Genomic DNA, 20,799 nt, shown 5'->3' with positions numbered 1-20,799 from the left:
GGTTTTACATTATTTGGCGTTTATTAAAAAGGGAGGGAAACGGAAAAGTTAATAAGTTATCTTCAATCCTGCAGGAAGATATCCCAACACACTTTCTGCTGCTTAGATGCCGAACATTCTGACGAATCGTTTGTTCTTCACACACCTAAACTTTATAATACCTATACAACTATGCGTATTCAAACTGGCCAAGGGACTATACCCCTTATCACCCTTATCGGCATCTGGTCTATCTCGGCCCTGAATGCCCTACCCGGTCTGGCGGTTTCTCCTATTTTGGGGAAGCTATCCGTCATCTTTCCACACTCCACCGAACTGGACATACAGATGCTTTCGTCTCTGCCCTCACTACTGATTATCCCATTTATCCTTCTGGCGGGCAAACTGACCGAACGGGTCAATTTCATACATCTATTACAAGCCGGGCTTGCCATCTTTGCCTTAAGCGGAATACTTTATCTACTTTCGGGACAAATGTGGCAACTGATTGCTGTAAGTGCTTTACTGGGAGTAGGATCGGGGCTGATCGTTCCGTTGTCCACCGGCCTGATCTCAAAATACTTCACCGGTTCATATCGTGTGAAACAGTTCGGATTAAGTTCCGCCATTACGAATATAACCCTTGTGATAGCTACGGTGGTCACCGGATATCTGGCTGAAGTCAACTGGCATCTGCCATTTGTGGTCTACCTGTTGCCGATTGTCTCACTTATCCTGTCAGTATATCTGCAACGCAGCATGGCAAGCGAAGGAAGCACCTCACTTACCAATGATAAAGATACGGCAAGCCAAGAGGAGGATGTAGATACGGGAAACAGTAAATACGGCATTCATATCCGCCATCTTGCAGGAATCATGTCTGTTTACGGGCTTGCCACTTTCCTGGTACTGGTAGTCAGTTTCAACCTGCCGTTCCTGATGGAAGAATATCATTTCACCAGCGGTAACTCCGGCATTATGATCTCACTCTTTTTTCTGGCCATCATGGCTCCCGGCTTCTTTTTAAGCCGCATCGTTGGTACACTGAAGGAGAAAACTAAATTCTACAGCTTCCTCAGTATCGGCATCGGGCTGGCACTGATCTGGATCTCACCCAAGGAATGGATGATAGCTCCGGGATGTATCTTGGTAGGATTGGGATACGGAGTCATTCAACCTGTTGTCTACAATCAGACAACCCACACGGCAATCCCCCGCAAAGTGACATTGGCATTGGCATTTGTGATGGCGATGAATTACCTCGCCATCCTGTTGTGCCCTTTCATTATCGATTTCTTCCAGTCGACCGTGTTTCATATCAAATCCCAACAGTTTGCTTTTGTATTCAATTTATGTATCAGCATTGTGATGCTCGTCATTTCTTATACCAAACGAAATTCGTTCCTGTTTAATGATAATCTGAAATAGAAAATGTAATTTTGCAGCAACAACAGAAGAGGGTGTTACTAAAGTCTGTGATGAGCTTTTGCAACACCCTCCGTAAAAACGGATTATTATGAAACTTTCTGCTCTCTACCAGATATTCCTGGATTGTGCCGTAGTGACCACCGACAGCCGTAACTGCCCTGAAGGTTCACTGTTTATTGCCTTGAAAGGCGAATCGTTCAACGGAAATGCTTTTGCCGCCCAGGCTTTGAAGGACGGTTGTGCCTATGCTGTGGTGGATGAAGCGGAATATGCTCCGGAAGATAATAAACACATCATACTTGTGGACAACTGTCTGCAAACCCTGCAACAACTTGCCAATTACCATCGCCGGCAGTTGGGTACGAAGGTGATCGGTATCACCGGAACCAACGGTAAGACGACGACTAAAGAATTGATTTCTGCTGTTCTGGCGAAAGCCCACAATGTGCTTTACACGGAAGGTAACCTGAACAACCACATTGGTGTACCGATGACCTTGCTTCGCCTAAAGGCGGAACACGACCTGGCAGTGATCGAGATGGGGGCTAACCATCCGGGAGAGATTAAGTTTCTGGTACATATTGCTGAACCGGATTATGGAATCATCACCAACGTGGGTAAGGCCCATTTAGAGGGTTTCGGTTCATTCGAAGGAGTGATTCGGACAAAAGGTGAATTATATGACTACCTCCGTGAAAAGGATGATTCTACCGTATTCATCCACCATGATAATGTTTATCTGATGGACATCGCACGGGGGCTGAACCTGATTCCTTACGGAAGTGAAAATTCGCTGTACGTCAACGGCCACGTAACCGGTAATTCTCCTTACCTGACTTTCAAATGGAAAGCAGGCAAAGATGGAAATTTACATCAGGTACAAACACAACTTATCGGTGAATATAACTTTCCGAATGCACTGGCTGCCGTCACGATCGGACGATTCTTTGGAGTAGAATCCTCAAAGATAGATGAAGCTTTGGCCGGATATACTCCCCGCAACAACCGTTCGCAACTAAAAAAGACCGCGGATAATACACTGATTATAGATGCTTACAATGCCAATCCGACCAGTATGATGGCCGCTCTGCAGAACTTCCGTAACATGACTGTGGAACGGAAAATGCTGATATTAGGTGATATGCGCGAGTTAGGAGCAGAAAGCGCAGCCGAACACCATAAAATTGTAGAATACCTGCAAGAGTGTTCGTTTGAAAAAGTCCTGCTGGTAGGAGAATTATTTGCATCAACCAATCCTCCCTATCCTACATATGCTAACGCACAGGAATTAATAAAGGACTTGCAAACGGAAAAACCCCAAGGCTACACCATCCTGATTAAAGGCTCAAATGGCATTAAGCTAAGTACGGTCGTAGAGTTCCTATAATAAGTTACTTTGGGTCTACCATCCGTGGACGAACTACAAAATACCCTATCAGACTGGCCAATACCGCTCCTGTGGTATTGGCTGCAAAGTCCAACCAATCTCCTCCGCGATAAGTAGTGCAATATTCCTGTAGCAATTCTACACATCCACTGAATAATACAGGACAAACGAAAGCTCCTACCCATGCATGCCATATCGGGGTATGATCTCTACGGTGTGCCCGCAAAAACTCCAGCCACAACATACCGGACATGCCGAAGTACATACAAATATGAACAATCTTATCGATATTAGGAATTTTACTGATCTCCGTTGAAGGAGGTTTAAAGAACGATAAATAGATGACCGCAAGAATAATAAAGAGCGATACGGGATATTTCTTAATATAAGATAGCATACCTAAATAAATTACAGATGAGTCGCAAATATAAGGAACATTTTCTATATTTGCACGTTTAAAACAATAAAATCTATCGAATTGTAAGATAACATACGCTTTCTATGACAAAAAAAGACAGGGGTAATTTTGGTAGTAAATTAGGTGTGATATTAGCTTCTGCAGGTTCAGCTGTCGGGCTGGGTAATATATGGAGATTCCCTTATGAAACAGGTAATCATGGAGGAGCAGCTTTTATCCTTATTTACCTGGGATGTATCCTTCTACTGGGGTTACCTATTATGATAGCCGAATTCTTAATCGGACGACACTCACAAGCCAACACCGCCCGTGCCTACCAGATACTGGCTCCGGGCACTCAATGGCGTTGGGTAGGGCGAATGGGAGTTTTGGCAGGATTCCTTATTCTTGGCTATTACTCCGTAGTAGCAGGATGGACATTAGAGTATATATTTGAGGCTGTCAGCAATAGTTTTGCAGGTAAAACTCCGGCAGAGTTCATCTCTTCTTTCCAAAGCTTCTCCAGCAATCCCTGGCGTCCGGCCTTGTGGCTCACTCTGTTTTTACTCGCTACCCACTTCATCATTGTAAAAGGAGTGGAGAAGGGTATCGAAAAGTCATCCAAAATTATGATGCCGACCCTTTTCATCATTATTCTTGTATTGGTGGGATGTTCCGTCACTTTACCCGGAGCAAGCAGAGGCATCGAATTTCTACTGAAACCGGATTTCAGCAAAGTGGACGGTAACGTGTTTCTGGGAGCTATGGGACAGGCATTCTTTTCGCTTAGTCTGGGCATGGGATGTCTATGTACCTATGCTTCTTATTTCAGCAAAGACACCAACCTAACCCGGACTGCTTTCAGTGTAGGCATTATCGATACATTTGTAGCTGTACTGGCGGGATTTATCATCTTCCCTGCGGCTTTCTCGGTAGGCATCCAGCCGGATGCAGGTCCAAGCTTGATCTTCATCACCCTGCCCAATGTATTCCAACAGGCTTTCAGCGGAATACCTGTCCTGGCATACATCTTTTCGGTGATGTTTTACGTATTGTTGGCATTGGCGGCCCTTACTTCTACCATCTCGTTGCATGAAGTAGTAACGGCCTACTTACACGAAGAATTCAACTTTACCCGGGGAAAAGCGGCCCGGTTGGTAACTGCCGGTTGTATTCTGCTGGGGGTACTCTGTTCACTCTCTTTGGGAGTTACCAAAGATTTCACCATATTCGGATTAGGCATGTTTGACTTATTTGACTTCGTGACCGCCAAACTGATGTTGCCGTTAGGAGGATTGCTTATCTCCATCTTTACCGGATGGTATCTGGACAAGAAGCTTGTCTGGTCGGAAATAACCAATAATGGTACACTGAAAGTACCTATCTATAAACTGATTATCTTTATTCTGAAATATGTAGCCCCGATTGCCATTTCAGTAATCTTCATCAATGAACTGGGGCTGCTGAAATAAAAATGTGGAAAGACTTCTTTTACTTTACACGTACAGAACGGCAAGGTATCCTGATACTTGCCGTTTTGTGTATACTGGTATTCATTGGCGGATGGTTGATACCCGACAAAGAGAATACCGCCACGAACGATACTGAGAAATTCAAAAAGGAATATGCAGAGTTCATGGCCTCCATACAAGAGAAAAAAGAAAGAGGATATACACACAACAGCCACTTCCGGCACCGACGGGAAATAGTTCTGGCACCTTTCGATCCTAACACAATAGATTCTACAGGATTTCTCAACTTAGGGATTCCTGCATGGATGGCAAAGAATATACTCAGATACAGAAATAAAGGAGGAAAATTCCGCCGGGTAGAAGACTTCCGGAAAGTATATGGATTGACACAAGAACAATACGCCACTCTCCAGCCTTATATCCGTATAGCTCCGATCATAGAACAAAAAGATACATTTCACCTCTACATCCGGAAAGCGGAGAAGGATACACTGAAAGACTTTAAATACGAAGCCGGAACAGTAGTCGAACTGAACCAGGCAGATACTACAGAATTGAAAAAGATTCCCGGCATCGGTAGTGGGATTGCGCGTATGATAACAGGATATCGCAAACGATTGGGTGGATTCTACGATATAGCCCAGTTGGAAGAGATACATCTCGATGTGGATAAACTCCGTCCCTGGCTCTGTGTGACAGCCGGAACGACTCAACGAATAAACCTCAACAAAGCCGGCATTGAACGACTCAGAGCTCATCCCTATATCAACTTTTATCAAGCCAAAGTAATCGTAGAATACAGAAAGAAAAAAAGAACATTGAAGAGCCTGAAACAATTATCCCTTTACGAAGAATTCACGACTCAAGATCTGGAACGGATCAGTCATTACGTCTGTTTTGAATAATCAGATGATCTTTCCATCCACCATATGAATCGTACGGTCGGTGATTTTTGCTAATGTTTCGTCATGTGTCACAATCACAAAGGTTTGTCCAAACCGATTTCTCAGGTCAAAAAAGAGTTGATGCAGTTCTTCCTTGTTATGGGTGTCCAGACTTCCCGAAGGTTCATCGGCCAGAATAACCGCCGGCTGATTGATCAATGCACGAGCTACAGCCACCCGTTGTTTTTCTCCGCCCGAGAGTTCATTAGGCTTATGTGATGCACGCTCCGTCAATCCCATAAAATCAAGTATTTCCATGGCATGTATAGAAGCTTCTTTGGTAGACACACCCGCAATAAATGCAGGGATCATCACATTTTCCAATGCCGTGAACTCAGGCAGTAATTGATGGAACTGGAACACAAAGCCAATGTGTTTGTTCCGGAAAGCAGAAAGTTCCTTCTCCTTCATCTTGCTTACGTTCGTACCATCAACATTTATCGTACCTGTATCCGGACTATCCAAAGTCCCCATAATCTGAAGCAGTGTGGTCTTTCCGGCTCCGCTGGGACCTACGATACTTACTATCTCTCCTTTGGCTATCTCCAGATCTATCCCTTTCAACACCTGCAACGAACCGAAACTCTTGGTTATACCTTCTAAATGAATCATAATCTTACAATCTTTTTATAACGTACTCTGCCAGATAACAGCCAAACACAGCCGGCATATAACTCACTGTTCCACAAGTCGATTTCTTATTTCTCTCGTCCTCCGTCAGCAATACTGCTTTCGGATCGGCTTGTTCCGTACTAAAGACGACGGGCAACTTACGTTTCACTCCCATCTTTTGCAGACGTTTGCGGACAGCTTTGCTAAGACCGCAATGATACGTATCCCAAAGATCGGCAAAACGCACCTGAGTGATATCACTTTTCGCTCCGGCACCCATACTCGATACTATCTTTATACGGCGCTGAAGAGCGTGATAAATCAAGTAACACTTCGGACTGATGGTATCAATGGCATCAACTATAAAATCGTATTTTGAGGCATCCAGCAACTCCGGTATATTTTCGTCTTTCAGATAAACAGGCAATACGTTCAACTCTATCTCCGGATTAATATCCCTGAATCTTACTTCCAGCACCTTTGCTTTCTCCATACCCAAGGTGGCATGCGTAGCCGGTAACTGGCGGTTGATATTAGTAGGTTGCACAGTATCGGCATCCACTATCGTCATTCGGCCTACACCTGCACGGCAAATCATTTCGGCCGCATAAGCGCCTACTCCACCTAACCCAACAACCAACACATGTGATTTTCTTAAACGTTCCGTTTTCTCTTCTCCTAAAAGAAGTTTAGTTCTCTGCTGCCAGTTTTCCATCAATTCTTTTTTAACCATTTATAGAACCATTTACCTACCTTATCGTAATGCTGAGATTCGTTGTACCCCCGTGGATCAGAAAAAGAAACTATCTCCTGAGGCTCGCCAAACTGATCGGGATACAGGATGATCAAGCTGTTGTTAGAAAAATATTTGCTAAGCTGGTTGGGTAACCGCTCAAACGCAGGATCATACGAAATAGATCCGCGCCGCGCACTGATAATCACTAACAAATGATCAAAATTCACTTGCCCGGTCAGCAAAAGCAGGTCGTCCCATTCATCCAGTCTGGAAAATTCGGTGGGAGTACTTCCATACTTCTTCTTCACTAACTGCTGCAACCGCATCAGGGTCTGCTCATTGGCAAAAAAATGTACCCGACAACCCAACAGACTTCCCATACGGCAGAAATGTTCCACCCATTTAGAGAACCCGGTCTCGTATTCAGCTTTTTGGGGTACGGCAATAATGATCCGCCGAAGTGTATTGACCGGCATAAGGAACTTGGCAATAATCACTTCCCGGTGAGTACCTTTCAGCAAACTCTCAGCCAGATTACCAAAGAATGAATCGACAATATTTGCCTTACGGTGCAGACCGATTACTACGTCCGTCGCATCATACTCTTTAATGGTATGGATAATGCCTGAAGCAATATTAAGGTCGTAACGACTCACCATATTAACCGAAACATCGGCAGCGGCAGCAATCATCGCTGCTTTTTCCAGATTCCGTTTACCCTGTAACTCCTTATTTTCCGAGTTGTTATTATCATTAATTACGTTGAGTGCAATCAGTTCTTTCTTCTGTTTGGTATCTCTGATAACCAATGCGAGGTTAATCAGATCTTCAATAGTATCCGGATTCGCTACCGGAATCAGGATTTGTTCCTGTTCTGTTTTCTCCTTGTTATCTTCGAACTGCATCTCTTCATGCAAAGCGAAACGTCGTGCAGAGCGTTCGGTCACAAGTGAGCTGATTACGCATGTAAAGAGAATCATCACCACCGTACCGTTCAGCACATCGTCATTCAGCAAACGTTCTCCATTCTCCATTATAATGCCATGCCCTATCAGTACTGCTGCCAGAGTAGCAGCCGCCTGCGCATTGCTCAAACCGAACATCATGCTCCGCTCATTGGGCTGCATACGATAAATCTTCTGTGTAATCCAGGCAGCGAGCCATTTACTCAAAGTAGCGAATACGGTCATCACTACCGCAACCTTTAAAGCTTCGCCTCCGGCAAACAAAGTGCGGACATCGATAATCATCCCCACACCAATAAGAAAATAGGGAATAAACAAAGCGTTTCCGACAAATTCCAAACGATTCATCAAAGGAGAGACATGCGGAATGAGACGATTCAGTACCAACCCTGCAAGGAAAGCCCCCAAAATGCCCTCCATGCCAACAAACTCCATCAAGCCGCTACCCAAAAACACCATTGCAAGTACAAAAACAAATTGCATCACGCTATCATCGTACTTACGGAAAAACCAACGGCCGATACGCGGAAAAAAGAATACGATCAAAAAACTCAGGAATGCAACCTTTGCCACCAGCAGAATCCAGAACATGCCGTCGACAGTCCCTTTATACATACCTCCAATGACAGCCAGAATAATCAAAGCCAAAGTAACGGTTACGGCTGTCCCTCCAATCGTTATATTTACACTTCTTAGCTTAGATAGCCCATAACGACTGATAATGGGATAGGCAATCAATGTATGGGAAGCATACATGCTGGCCAAGAGCACAGCTGTGGTAAATCCATACCCCAACAACTCCATACTGCTCCATACGCCCAATGTCATCGGAATAATAAATGTAAACCACCCGAAGACCAACCCTTTGGTCCGGTTCTTCTTAAAATCTTCCATGTCCATCTCTAACCCGGCCAGAAACATGATATAGTAGAGTCCCACTTTCCCAAACAGCTCAAAACTACTATCCCGTTCGAGAACATTGAAACCATATTCACCAATAACTACCCCGGCCAGAATCATACCAATGATATGGGGGATATGCAAGCGTCCCAGTATCATCGGCGCAAATAGAATAATGATCAGAACCAAGAAAAACACCCATGTAGGGTCTGTTATCGGAAGTTGTAAACTGAGATCAAACCAGTGCATATATCGGGATTTTTGTATTTAACTGCAAAATAACAAAAAAGTTATCACACCGCCAATTCATTAGGAAAGAGATTTTCAATGAGAAATCTTCTCCCTAAAATGCTTATTATATTGCAAAATGTTATAATTTTGCAGCCAAATCCTTACGATTGATTTAAATTGTAGAGGATGAGTATTCACATAAAACAAAAGAAAAAGATGAAAGTAGCTATTGTTGGCGTAAGCGGAGCCGTAGGACAAGAGTTCCTGCGCGTGCTCGATGAGAGAAATTTCCCGTTGGACGAGTTAGTTTTGTTCGGCTCTAAACGTAGTGCCGGGACCAAATATACTTTCCGCGGTAAACAGATCGAGGTCAAACTTCTGCAACACAACGATGACTTTAAAGGGGTGGACATTGCTTTCACTTCGGCCGGTGCAGGCACATCTAAGGAATTCGAGAAAACCATTACCCAATATGGTGCGGTAATGATCGATAATTCCAGCGCTTTCCGTATGGATACAGATGTACCTTTGGTGGTGCCCGAAGTGAATGCAGCCGATGCTAAAGATCGTCCGCGCGGCGTGATCGCTAACCCGAATTGCACAACCATCCAGATGGTTGTCGCACTGAAAGCCATCGAAGAGCTTTCTCATATAAAAACCGTGCATGTATCTACTTATCAGGCAGCCAGTGGTGCCGGCGCAGCCGCTATGGACGAACTTTATGAACAGTATCGCCAGGTTTTGGCCAATGAACCTGTCACTGTTGAGAAGTTTGCATACCAGCTGGCCTTCAATCTGATTCCTCAGATTGACGTATTTACAGAAAACGGATATACAAAAGAAGAAATGAAGATGTTTAACGAAACCCGCAAAATCATGCATTCTGACGTAAAGGTTAGTGCTACTTGCGTACGTGTTCCGGCACTTCGTGCACATTCCGAAAGCATCTGGGTAGAAACAGAACGTCCTATTTCCGTAGAAGAGGCTCGTGAAGCTTTTGCCAAAGGCGAAGGATTGGTACTTCAGGACAATCCGGCAGAAAAAGACTATCCGATGCCGCTGTTCCTGGCAGGCAAAGACCCTGTTTACGTTGGCCGTATCCGCAAAGACTTGACCAATGACTGCGGACTGACTTTCTGGATTGTAGGTGACCAGATTAAGAAAGGTGCCGCACTGAACGCTGTTCAGATTGCCGAATACCTGATTAAAGAAGGAAATATCGGATAAGCCAAAATATTCATATCAAAAAAGGGGAAGCAATTGCTTCCCCTTTTTATTTACTTATTCTCCCAACCGGGAGTTTGACTCAATTTATAGCCTTGATCGGCATACTGATCGATTTGTGCTTTGCCCACAGGAGCCAAATAACATTCATCGCCAAACACATCACGGGCTACCGCCTTCAGCGGAACAAAGAAGCCAACCATATCGTCAGCATTACTACCATCATAAGTAACCACGGTACCGTCCATCTTGCGAACCTGATAAGCGGTATACTTTCCGTCTTTACCCTGTTCCAGATATGAAGGAAGTTCTTCTTTCAGATTAATCCACAATCCTAACATTGTATCCGGGTATTTATTATTATCCATATAGTCGAGTTTCTTCCAACGTCTGATATCAGCCAAACGAGTATGCTCGTATACAAATTCCATACGACGTTCACGACGGATCTCCCAAATCAAAGCAGGCACATCGGCATCACGATCGGGTGCAAAAGCTTCAGTGATATCGGCAAGTTTCATCGGAGCTGTTTTCTGTACCCCTTTAGCAATAGCCTCAGCGTCGAGATCTCTATTACGAATCGCATTGATTGAAATATCAATATCACCTTGTGTGACTGCCGCTTCTCCCATGATTGCCAACTCTGCTTTAGCTTCTATCCAGTTCAAAAGCACTTCGGAATAACGCATAACAGGAGCATCGTTTGTGTTGGTCATGCTTCCGTACTGAGGTGGTATAGTTGCAGCATTCCAGTATGTTGGCCCGGTGCGGTCGATAAATTTACAAGCGTATAAAAGCGTACTGGCCTGTACTCTCGGTTCATCCCAGAAGGTAGCTTCAAAACGGGGATCACGGGTTTTAACCATGTGTTTGATATCCAGTTTCGCGGCATCAGGCACTGCTGATGCTTCATACGGTTTACCATCATTACATAAGAATGACTTAGCCAATGCCAGATTAGGAGACGGGGACTGCCCCCCGTAACCATTCGAATAAGAAGCCACGTGATGTGTCGCATTCGCAGCATCATAGTGCCTGTACATCAACATCTCTTTGTGTCCCTTCAAGTCCTGAGAACCGAACAGGCTTCTGAAATCTCCGGAAATCGCATATTTCCCGGTACCAATCACATAATCACCCGCTTCCTTGGCAAATTCCAGATATTTTTTTGCCAATGCCTGATCTAAATTATGATATTTCTGCCAAGTGCCTTCATACAACATAATCCGGGTAATAAAGCCGGCTGCTATGTCTTTATTCAAATACATCGCACCGTCTGACAAACGAAGATTCTCAAAAGCAAACTTCAAATCATCATAAACTTTCTCCATGACTTCAGCTCTCGGCGTCCTGTCTTTATACATTTGAGCTGCGTCTGTCTCCACAAAAACCTTATCAAAATAGGGGACGTCTCCAAAAGACCAGACCAAACGATGATATTCGAATGCCCGGAAGAAGCGGGCAACCCCCATCCAGTGATTGTATGCTTCTTCTGTCAGATTTACTTTGCCATACATATCAAGTCTGTCGATCATCGTATTAATTTTACGTACCCATGCAAAATTCCAAGTTGCACTTCCATACTTAGTCAACCAAAGGTCGCTACCAGTAGACAAGCTGCTCGATCCCCTGCTGGACGGAACGGCATTTTCCATCACAGACTGCTTCCCTGCCCATGCGTTATCATCCGAAAAATAATATCCACGCAACGGAGCATAATCCACTCCCCATGTATTGTTATAGCCAACAAAGTAATTAGGATAACATTCATTGGCATACAGACGGAAATCTGTTTCGCTTCGCCAATAGTTCGTATCAACCGGTTTCGTCAACTGAGGACGGTCTAACACATCATCGCAACTGGTGAAACTCAGTGCGGCAAGTGAAAGTAAAGTAAATATATATTTTTTCATATTCTTCTTTATTTTAGAAATTCAACTGAATACCAACGGACAAGCTCTTAAAGGTAGGAGTTCCGACACCGGTACGACCCGAATTATAATTATCTGTATTAAACATCGAAAATCCTTGTACCTCTTCCGGATCGATAGGCAGACCATTCAAATTATCCCAAGTCACAAAGTTCTCTAAAGACATATAGATACGCGCTTTCTGCATCCGCACTTTTCGTAGGATATCGGCAGGTATGGAGTAACCTATCGTAATATTTTTCATTCTCAAATAAGACATATCGAGAAGGTAACGCGACTGAGTTACCATATTCAAAGAGTTATTGGAACCGGCTAAATTGTAAGGACGCGGATAAAAAGCATCAGTACGGTCTTCCCTCCAATAGTCTCCGGCAATAGCCTGAGGCATAGCACCATCCGAAGAGTTATATCCGGCAATGGCAAGAAAACCATTACCCCAAACTTCGCGTTTGCCAACACCTTGGAAGAATACAGAAAAATCAAACCCCTTATAGTCGGCTCCCAAACGGAAACCATATTCGTAGCGCGGAGTGGAATTACCGATTACTTTACGGTCACCCGGATCATCGACTGTTCCACTTCCGGAATCAATCAATCCGTCTCCATTCAAATCAGCAAATTTTACGTCACCCGGACCAAAAACAAAGTTGCCACTCTGCAAAAAGTCCTGATAAACAGGATTATCCCCTTTCAGTTTATTCACTTTTTTAGCACCTTTAGTTCCCTGAGCAACTTCTTTACCATTCAAAGCCCAAGTTGTCACAATCTGATCTCCATTATATACGAAATCATCTTTCTGATATAGACGTTCCGTCTGATATCCCCAGATCTCTCCATACTTTTTACCAACATACCAATCACTAACGACCCGGGTATCACTATATTTTGTAATCTCTGTTTCAGCATCAGACAGGGTAGCCATCGCATTTATACCTAATCCGTTAGAAAAACGGTGATTGTAATCAAGTGCGATTTCCCATCCTCTGGTTCTCAAAGAACCAAAATTTCCTTTCGGGGCTCCGGTACCAAACGCCAAAGTAACACCGGCACCCGGGACAATCATATTTTTTGTATCACGTTGATACCAGTCAACAGTTAAACCGAGTTCGCCATCCAGAAAACGTGCATCCAAGCCAACATCGACAGTCTGAATGTCCTGCCAAGTGATGTTACTTGCCACTGCACTGGGTGTACTTACATAAACCAGCTTATTTCCACTCTCGTCCAGCCAATTCAATTGACCGGTAGACATGGTGGGGATATATAAAGAATTGGATACAGTCTGGTCACCGATAATACCCCACGACCCTCTGAATTTCAATGATGTGACAGCAGGTTTCATCCACTGCATGAAAGCTTCTTCACTTGCACGCCATCCGGCTGAAAAAGATGGGAACCATCGCCATTGCAAGTTATCCGGAAATTTGGAAGTTGCATCATAACGGAGATTAGCCTCCAATAAGTATCTATCCTTTAAAGCGTAATTGATACGTCCGAAGAACCCGAGTTGACCCTCCCAATCGTATCCTCCACTTGCCTCTTGTAAACCTACAGCGAGGTCAAACTGTGGATTGGTAATATCAGATAAGTCACCTTTCCGCGACCAGTTGTATTCTTCATCATAAGTCACCCGGTTCATGCCGACCAAGAACTTAAACGCATTATTCTTATCCACTTTCCAGTCATATGTAGTAGAAATATTCCAAGTGTCCTGGTTCGTTGTCTCAGAACGTCGATACATATGGTCGGGATTCGCTCCATGAGCCGTATACTCTGTCATACCTAATTTATAGGCAGGCATTGCTCCCGGAGTTCCGGCAGCAACTGTTTCACCGGCTTCATTGACATAAATACGATTACCACTGGCATCATTTTTAGCTACTGCTCCACCCCATGAATTAAGAGCTGTATAGCGGGTACCAGGAGTTTTAAGTACATATTCATTGGCAGCATGTGTATAGTCAATATCCAACTTCCAGTTTTTCATAATATTGACCGTAGCCCCTACGTTTACATTTATATAGTTGTATGCACGTGATGCCGTATTGGCTTGAGCTACTTCCGAATGCGGGCTGCGGATAATATTTCCTTCATCATCATACCCCATCGGCATGTTCGGTCCCCAGCGGTATAAATACAACCAAGGATCAGCAGTAGTAGAGGAGGTAGCATAGGCGTATCTCTTTTCACGTTTAGAATACATGGCTCCAGCTCTCACTGTGACATATTTATTAATATCGGTACTGATTCTCAAAGAACCATTATAGCGCTTAAAATCATCATCTTTCGCCGGTTTCATCAGTCCTGTTTGATCCAGATAACCGAAGCCAATATTATAAGTCGTACGTCCACTTTTACCATTAACCGAGAGATTATGAGTCATTGAGGGAGTCCACTCTTTAATCATATAATCATATGGATCGAAAGTTCTCAAACCAATCTTACGGTTATTAGCGTCTACATACCAGTCACGACCATACACGTAAGGATCATTAGGACCTAACTTGCCACCATACTTTTGGTCCCACTCTTTGGCTTTGACAAGACCCTCTTCAGTAATCTGAACAAATGCACCGGCTACGGTTCCTCCCACACGTTTAAAAGCTTCGACCGAATACTCCAAGGCATCAATTCCTCCCATCTCCATTTTCTTGGAAATATTCTGCCAAGAAAAGTTTCCGGAGTAGCTCACATTTATACTTTCCTGCTTAGCTCCTTTTTTAGTAGTAATCAATACAACACCAAACGCAGCTTTTGCACCATAAATAGAAGATGCTGCCGCATCTTTCAAAACTGAAATAGATTCAATATCGTCCGGATTGACCATCTGAATACTTGGAATCTCAACATTGTCCATTAAAATAAGCGGAGCGGAACCTCCGTTAATAGACCCAATCTGGCCACGGATCTTCATGGTAGGATCCGAACCAATTTCTCCACTCGGGATTACAACAGAAAGTCCCGGTGTCGTTCCTTGCAAGCCACGTCCAACATCCGCAATCGGACGGCTACTTAGTGTTTTATTCACATCTACTGAAGCCACTGCACCTGTCAGGTTCTCTTTCTTTTGAGTGCCATAACCTACAACGACAACTTCATCCAAAAGCTCACTGTCCTCTTTCAAGATGATTTTCATTGTTCTTGTAGCTTTCACTTCATGTGGCTTATAGCCCACAAATGTGACTTTCAAGACAGCCCCGGGTTTAACATTTAAACTGAATTTGCCATTAATATCTGTAATAGTACCATTTGTTGTCCCTTTCTCTGAAACACTGGCACCAATAACAGGCTCTCCGTTTGCATCAGTCACTACACCACTAATAGCTTGCGACTGTAATTGTTCTGTCACTTCATAAACACTGCCGGAAGCAGTTGAAGCAGCCACCGCATTACCACTGCCTATAAACAAAGCAGTTATTGCCACGGCCGTAAGGAGCTTGCTGTTTGCTAGTCCTCGTTTCTTGCGATCTTCATTCATAAAAGATAGATGATTAAATTGTTTGTTAATCGATTGATTTCTCAAAATGCAGGTAAGGTAAAATTAGGAAGTGGGAATCATCCCACCACAAGAGGTTGTTTATTCATCATAGGCTTCTTGTCATTTAAAGGTTTTAATTTTTATATTATCTCTATTATTAACTGAGTTAAAGTTCCATTAGAACTTTGGTTTTCGCCAGTTTAATTAATGTCAATTAGCTTTATGGTTCTTTTAAGAGATAAATTGTCCATTATTAACAAAGGTTCAAACCCTTCCGAGTTTCATCATAGCAAAGATATATATTATTTTAATATCAAGAACAAATATTTATTATATTTTAGATTTATATCTATATATTCACATAGAGAGTGATTTGACTTTAAGAGTTTTGGCTCATACTGACAGATAAAAATGCGGTATTTAAGAGTTCGAAACTATTATTTAGATATAGCTGTGTATTTTTAAGGTTCTTCAATGTTCATTGAATGAAATTCAATTAAGCCATTCATTGGAGTTTCTTCTATAACGTCAATCTCCACTCCAAATTCTCTGGCTACTTTACGCAAAGTGTCTGAATACGCATAGGCAAGTGATCCTACAAACCGAATAGGATAATTCATATAATCGTATTGGCACACGCTACGGTTAAAGAAGCTTCGCAGATTATTGGTTAACAAATTATATACGTATTCATTGTCCATATAATCTCCTAAAAAATATGCAATCGTACCTAAAAAACGGTTAGGGAAAGGTAAATTATATACAGATTCCATCACATCATTGGCAGATATGCGAAATTTTTCATGGAATTCACTCGCCAATTCTTTGGGAGCTAACCCTTTAAGAAGATCAGCCAGAAATAGTTTTCCGAGAACAGCTCCACTGCCTTCGTCACCGAGAATATATCCTGCAGCTTTCACATTTTTGACAACGATTTTACCATCGTAAAAACATGAGTTCGATCCGGTACCTAAAATACAGGCAATTCCAGATTCACATTTGAATAGTCCTCGAGCCGCCGCCAACAAGTCACTTTCAACTTGGATAGGAGTTTTAAACTGTGCTACTAAGGAAGCACCTAAAATGTTTTTCTTTTCATATGAACTACATCCGGCACCATAATAATATACTTGGTCCAGTTTCTTTTTGAAGAAAGACTCCGGTAATCCCAGTCTGACACTTCTGCTAATTTCTCTTCTGGTCTGAAAGAAAGGGTTTAACCCCTCGGTAAACACACGTTGTACGAGATGATTGTCTTCAACCAATGCCCACTCTGTTCTTGTAGAACCACTTTCCGCAATAAGTTTCATTTCGCAGTTTTTTTTGATTTGGATACAAATATATAACATTTTTTGTAATTTAATTTATTTTGATCGGAAAGTTTTTCTATAACGCAATAACCACCCCAAAACTTTATTTATAGTTGGTAGAAAAATCCATGTGTTTTTTCTGCATATGCCGAATATTTGAGATCGTCAAAAACAATATTATTTAATATACTCTTTTATCCATAACCTAATATCCGAGAATCTTTTATATATATAATAATGTGATGATTATCTATATGCAATAGAAGTCATCAGTTCATTAAAAGACACTTTGATTTAACATAACATTGATATTATGACTTATTTTAAAACTATCAATATCAAAAAACAGGTTACCAGATACTTACAGGACTTGTGTTGGATTGGACGCATATTATTAGTGCTAATTAGAAGATTAACTACTCAGAACAGGTGCAGATATATAAGTACACTAATTTTCATATAAGTTCTAATGGAACTTATCAGGAAGTTGGCATAAAGAACATTGCCTCATATCCTCAAGCAAACAGTAAATGACTAAACCAACAGTTCTTATACCCGTATAGAAGCTTTCCTTAAAGCAAATACTATCAAAGGATTAACTTCAAATGCCAACTATATATTTAACCTCAATAATACAGCCATTAAACCAGTAGATTGCCGACAGTGTATTGAAATTCCCAGGGAGAAAAAAATAAATACTTCTCCCCCCAACAGAAGTCAATGAAGATGCAGAGTAGATCAGAACTCAGTACGTGACAATTCTCATGAACTAAATGCCCCAATGAAAGAAATATATCCGGCTATGTGAATACATTTTATGAATAACTCTTAGGATATGATAATGGCACAGGCTGCGAAGAATTATACTTTAAGACATTATCAATTGCGTAAAATCCGCAATTAAGCCTCAACATCCCCGGTTGGCAATCAGGGATACTCAGCAAAATACAAAGCTCATCCTATTCCTATAACGATTTGAACCATAGAAATAGGAAGAGTTTTATATTTTACCTTATAGCTTCAGACAAAGATTCAATTTGCAAATTATTGATTATAATACAAAATATATCTGAATATATGTTTTTGATATTAAAATAAAGACTATCTTTGCTACAAAGAAATTCCTGCTAATACTATTTTTATGAAAAAGATCCTACTTATACTCACTTTATTATGCAGTACTCTCTTTTGTCAGGCACAAAAGAAGGAGGTAATTGTAGGTGCCGAGCAAACCAATGAATACTTTCCTATCCTGAAAAATAAGCGAATAGCTATCTTTTCCAATCATACCGGAATGATAGGAAACAAGCATCTTCTGGATGTTTTGCTGGAAAACAAGTTCAATGTAGTCGCTATTTTCTCTCCCGAACATGGTTTCCGAGGGAATGCCGATGCCGGTGAGCATGTATCCAGTACAGTAGATTCAAAAACAGGAGTCCCCATTCTTTCTCTCTACGATGGAAAATCCAAGAAACCCAGTGAGAGTTCCATACGAAAGTTCGACATATTGATTGTAGACATACAAGATGTAGGGCTGCGCTTCTACACTTATTACATATCCATGGTACGGCTGATGGATGCCTGTTCAGAATACAACCGCAAGGTTCTTATCTTGGATCGCCCCAATCCGAACGGGCATTATGTCGATGGACCGATATTGGATATGAAATATAAATCAGGAGTAGGCGGATTACCTATTCCCATTGTACATGGAATGACACTGGGTGAGTTAGCCCTGATGGTCAACGGTGAGGGTTGGTTGCCCTCCTCACGGACTTGTGATGTGACAGTCATTCCTTGTAAGAACTACACTCACCAGACGATGTATCGCCTGCCCATTCCTCCTTCACCTAATCTGCCGAATATGAAAGCGATCTACCTATATCCTTCTACCTGCTTCTTTGAAGCGACCCCGGTAAGTTTGGGACGTGGGACCAGTCTACCTTTCCAAGTTTACGGACATCCTAATATGACCGGATACAACTACAGTTTTACTCCTCGAAGTGTCCCAGGAGCGAAGAACCCGCCACAACTCAATAAATTGTGTCATGGAGTAAATCTAAGCAATCTCAGCGACGAAGATATATGGAAAAAAGGAGTAAACCTAACCTACATAATCGATGCCTATCGTAATCTAAATATGGGGGACCATTTCTTCAGACCATTTTTTGAGTTGCTGATCGGTACGGACTATGTACGTAAAATGATAGAAGAGGGCAAAAATGCCGACGAAATAAAAGCAAGATGGAAAGAGGATGTGGAGAAGTTCAAAGTACAGCGAAAGCCTTATCTACTCTATCCAGACAATTGATTAACTCTTAACCGGAAATATTATATTCATTAATCTGAAAAGCATGACACCTATAGCGGTATTAATCACTATTGCTGCTTATTTCCTGATATTGTTTACCATTTCATACATTGCAGGAAGAAAAGCTGATAACGAAGGATTCTTTGTGGGTAACCGCAAATCGGCTTGGTATGTGGTAGCCTTTGCCATGATTGGTTCCAGCATATCCGGAGTCACCTTTGTATCGGTTCCCGGCATGGTTGGAGTCAGTAATTTCTCATACTTGCAAATGGTACTTGGTTTTGTAACCGGACAAATCGTTATAGCCTTTGTTTTGATACCCTTGTTCTACCGGATGAATTTGGTATCCATTTATGAGTACTTGGAGAGCCGTTTCGGAACCTCTTCTTATAAGACAGGAGCATGGTTTTTCTTCATCTCCAAAATGCTGGGAGCAGCTGTACGGTTATTCCTCGTATGCCTCACATTACAATTTCTGGTTTTCGAACCTTTTCACATGCCTTTCATCCTGAATGTCATTCTCACAGTAACATTGGTCTGGCTCTACACATTCCGTGGAGGAGTGAAATCATTGATTTGGACTGATTCACTGAAAACATTCTGTCTGGTAGTATCCGTCGTATTATGTATTTACTACATTGCCACCGATCTGCGGCTCAGTTTCACAGAGATGATTTCCAGTATCTCCGACAGTTCCCTGTCACGTATGTTCTTTTTTGACGACGTAAATGACAAACGTTACTTCTTCAAGCAGTTTCTTGCCGGTGTGTTTACAATGATAGCCATGACAGGACTCGACCAAGACATGATGCAGCGTAACCTAAGCTGCAAAAACTTCAAAGACTCACAAAAGAATATGATTACCAGCGGCATCTCCCAATTTTTCATAATCCTCTTATTTCTGATGCTGGGAGTACTGCTCTACATCTTCACGTCACGCCAGGGCATCGCAAATCCGGCAAAAAGTGACGAGCTTTTCCCTATGATCGCTACAGGTGGATATTTTCCAGCCATTGTGGGCATCTTGTTCATCATTGGGTTGATTTCAGCAGCTTATTCCGCAGCAGGATCAGCCCTGACAGCACTGACTACCTCGTTCACCGTAGACATACTGGGAAGCAAAGGGAAAACAGAAAAGACTGTACAAAAGATACGTAAACGAGTACATATCGGCATGGCGGTCGTGATGGGAATTGTCATCTTCGTATTCAATCTACTGAATAATACCAGCGTTATTGATGCTGTCTACATCCTTGCCAGCTATACATATGGCCCTATTTTAGGCCTGTTCGCCTTTGGCATTTTTACTAAAAAACAAGTACGTGACCGATATATCCCCCTGGTAGCCATCCTCTCACCCATCCTCTGTTTCATTTTGCAAAAGAACTCGGAGACCTGGTTCAATGGTTATCAATTCAGTTACGAACTACTGATATTTAATGCCTTGTTCACTTTTATAGGACTATGCCTCCTGATTAAGAAAACCAATTAACT

Annotated in this window: 14 protein-coding genes; 7 read left to right on the top strand and 7 right to left on the bottom strand. The window is 42.4% G+C overall.

What is annotated here, in order from left to right:
- Nucleotides 1–171 precede the first annotated feature (171 nt).
- Nucleotides 172–1,407 (top strand): MFS transporter, encoded by a 1,236-nt coding sequence (locus G7Y45_RS05165; protein WP_005779036.1) that lies wholly within the window; start codon nt 172–174, stop codon nt 1,405–1,407.
- Nucleotides 1,408–1,495: 88 nt separating this feature from the next.
- Entirely contained in the window at nt 1,496–2,794 is a 1,299-nt protein-coding gene (murF, locus tag G7Y45_RS05160; RefSeq protein ID WP_165014819.1) for a UDP-N-acetylmuramoyl-tripeptide--D-alanyl-D-alanine ligase, read from the top strand.
- Between the two features lie 4 nt (nt 2,795–2,798).
- On the opposite strand, the gene G7Y45_RS05155 is transcribed toward murF, so the two are convergent.
- The gene (locus G7Y45_RS05155; protein WP_005779039.1) at nt 2,799–3,191 is read right to left on the bottom strand and encodes a VanZ family protein; all 393 of its coding nucleotides are present in this window, start codon (nt 3,189–3,191) and stop codon (nt 2,799–2,801) included.
- 104 nt (nt 3,192–3,295) lie between these two features.
- On the opposite strand from G7Y45_RS05155, the gene G7Y45_RS05150 reads away from it, so the two are divergent.
- A complete protein-coding gene (locus G7Y45_RS05150) occupies nt 3,296–4,663 on the top strand; it encodes a sodium-dependent transporter (RefSeq protein ID WP_005779041.1) in 1,368 nt (455 codons plus the stop codon).
- Between the two features lie 2 nt (nt 4,664–4,665).
- Nucleotides 4,666–5,568: a helix-hairpin-helix domain-containing protein gene (locus G7Y45_RS05145; RefSeq protein WP_005822908.1), complete on the top strand. Its 903-nt coding sequence runs from the start codon at nt 4,666–4,668 to the stop codon at nt 5,566–5,568.
- Here G7Y45_RS05145 and G7Y45_RS05140 read toward each other — a convergent pair whose 3' ends face one another.
- From G7Y45_RS05140 to G7Y45_RS05130, 3 genes are read right to left on the bottom strand one after another with little or no spacing between them, the layout of a single operon-like run.
- Nucleotides 5,569–6,219 carry an ABC transporter ATP-binding protein gene (locus G7Y45_RS05140; protein ID WP_032540324.1) on the bottom strand — a complete coding sequence of 217 codons (651 nt, stop codon included), beginning with the start codon at nt 6,217–6,219 and terminating at the stop codon, nt 5,569–5,571. It lies immediately after the preceding gene.
- A 4-nt stretch (nt 6,220–6,223) separates the two neighbouring features.
- Complete coding sequence (locus G7Y45_RS05135) at nt 6,224–6,952, bottom strand: ThiF family adenylyltransferase (RefSeq protein WP_005811888.1); 729 nt, start codon at nt 6,950–6,952, stop codon at nt 6,224–6,226.
- Nucleotides 6,934–9,069, bottom strand: coding sequence for a cation:proton antiporter (locus G7Y45_RS05130; RefSeq protein WP_165014822.1), 2,136 nt, complete (start codon nt 9,067–9,069; stop codon nt 6,934–6,936). Before G7Y45_RS05130 ends, G7Y45_RS05135 begins: the two co-directional genes overlap by 19 nt.
- Nucleotides 9,070–9,267: 198 nt before the next feature.
- Here G7Y45_RS05130 and G7Y45_RS05125 point away from each other — a divergent pair, with 198 nt between their 5' ends.
- Entirely contained in the window at nt 9,268–10,278 is a 1,011-nt protein-coding gene (locus G7Y45_RS05125) for an aspartate-semialdehyde dehydrogenase (RefSeq protein ID WP_032531107.1), read from the top strand.
- Between the two features lie 50 nt (nt 10,279–10,328).
- Here the strand turns inward: G7Y45_RS05125 and G7Y45_RS05120 are convergent, their stop codons facing one another.
- From G7Y45_RS05120 to G7Y45_RS05110, 3 genes are all read right to left on the bottom strand, one after another.
- Complete coding sequence (locus tag G7Y45_RS05120) at nt 10,329–12,188, bottom strand: RagB/SusD family nutrient uptake outer membrane protein (RefSeq protein WP_165167610.1); 1,860 nt, start codon at nt 12,186–12,188, stop codon at nt 10,329–10,331.
- 13 nt (nt 12,189–12,201) lie between these two features.
- Nucleotides 12,202–15,684 (bottom strand): TonB-dependent receptor, encoded by a 3,483-nt coding sequence (locus G7Y45_RS05115; protein WP_032531105.1) that lies wholly within the window; start codon nt 15,682–15,684, stop codon nt 12,202–12,204.
- Nucleotides 15,685–16,145: 461 nt separating this feature from the next.
- Nucleotides 16,146–16,994: a hypothetical protein gene (locus G7Y45_RS05110; RefSeq protein WP_005783329.1), complete on the bottom strand. Its 849-nt coding sequence runs from the start codon at nt 16,992–16,994 to the stop codon at nt 16,146–16,148.
- Nucleotides 16,995–18,135: 1,141 nt separating this feature from the next.
- Here G7Y45_RS05110 and G7Y45_RS05105 point away from each other — a divergent pair.
- Together G7Y45_RS05105 and G7Y45_RS05100 are read left to right on the top strand one after the other, a co-directional pair.
- A complete protein-coding gene (locus tag G7Y45_RS05105; protein WP_005811900.1) occupies nt 18,136–19,305 on the top strand; it encodes an exo-beta-N-acetylmuramidase NamZ domain-containing protein in 1,170 nt (389 codons plus the stop codon).
- Nucleotides 19,306–19,348: 43 nt separating this feature from the next.
- Nucleotides 19,349–20,797, top strand: a complete 1,449-nt coding sequence (locus G7Y45_RS05100; RefSeq protein ID WP_005822896.1) for a sodium:solute symporter — start codon at nt 19,349–19,351, stop codon at nt 20,795–20,797.
- Nucleotides 20,798–20,799 lie beyond the last annotated feature (2 nt).

This window comes from Bacteroides sp. ZJ-18, from assembly GCF_011038705.2.
GTDB lineage: Bacteria > Bacteroidota > Bacteroidia > Bacteroidales > Bacteroidaceae > Bacteroides > Bacteroides hominis.
This window is presented reverse-complemented; position numbering and strand designations above follow the sequence as displayed.

Excerpts from the sequence above, each read along its gene's own strand:
- G7Y45_RS05165 (WP_005779036.1), top strand. The coding sequence starts at position 172 with ATGCGTATTCAAACTGGCCAAGGGACTATACCCCTTATCACCCTTATC.
- murF (WP_165014819.1), top strand. The coding sequence starts at position 1,496 with ATGAAACTTTCTGCTCTCTACCAGATATTCCTGGATTGTGCCGTAGTG.
- G7Y45_RS05155 (WP_005779039.1), bottom strand. The coding sequence starts at position 3,191 with ATGCTATCTTATATTAAGAAATATCCCGTATCGCTCTTTATTATTCTT.
- G7Y45_RS05150 (WP_005779041.1), top strand. The coding sequence starts at position 3,296 with ATGACAAAAAAAGACAGGGGTAATTTTGGTAGTAAATTAGGTGTGATA.
- G7Y45_RS05145 (WP_005822908.1), top strand. The coding sequence starts at position 4,666 with ATGTGGAAAGACTTCTTTTACTTTACACGTACAGAACGGCAAGGTATC.
- G7Y45_RS05140 (WP_032540324.1), bottom strand. The coding sequence starts at position 6,219 with ATGATTCATTTAGAAGGTATAACCAAGAGTTTCGGTTCGTTGCAGGTG.
- G7Y45_RS05135 (WP_005811888.1), bottom strand. The coding sequence starts at position 6,952 with ATGGTTAAAAAAGAATTGATGGAAAACTGGCAGCAGAGAACTAAACTT.
- G7Y45_RS05130 (WP_165014822.1), bottom strand. The coding sequence starts at position 9,069 with ATGCACTGGTTTGATCTCAGTTTACAACTTCCGATAACAGACCCTACA.
- G7Y45_RS05125 (WP_032531107.1), top strand. The coding sequence starts at position 9,268 with ATGAAAGTAGCTATTGTTGGCGTAAGCGGAGCCGTAGGACAAGAGTTC.
- G7Y45_RS05120 (WP_165167610.1), bottom strand. The coding sequence starts at position 12,188 with ATGAAAAAATATATATTTACTTTACTTTCACTTGCCGCACTGAGTTTC.
- G7Y45_RS05115 (WP_032531105.1), bottom strand. The coding sequence starts at position 15,684 with ATGAATGAAGATCGCAAGAAACGAGGACTAGCAAACAGCAAGCTCCTT.
- G7Y45_RS05110 (WP_005783329.1), bottom strand. The coding sequence starts at position 16,994 with ATGAAACTTATTGCGGAAAGTGGTTCTACAAGAACAGAGTGGGCATTG.
- G7Y45_RS05105 (WP_005811900.1), top strand. The coding sequence starts at position 18,136 with ATGAAAAAGATCCTACTTATACTCACTTTATTATGCAGTACTCTCTTT.
- G7Y45_RS05100 (WP_005822896.1), top strand. The coding sequence starts at position 19,349 with ATGACACCTATAGCGGTATTAATCACTATTGCTGCTTATTTCCTGATA.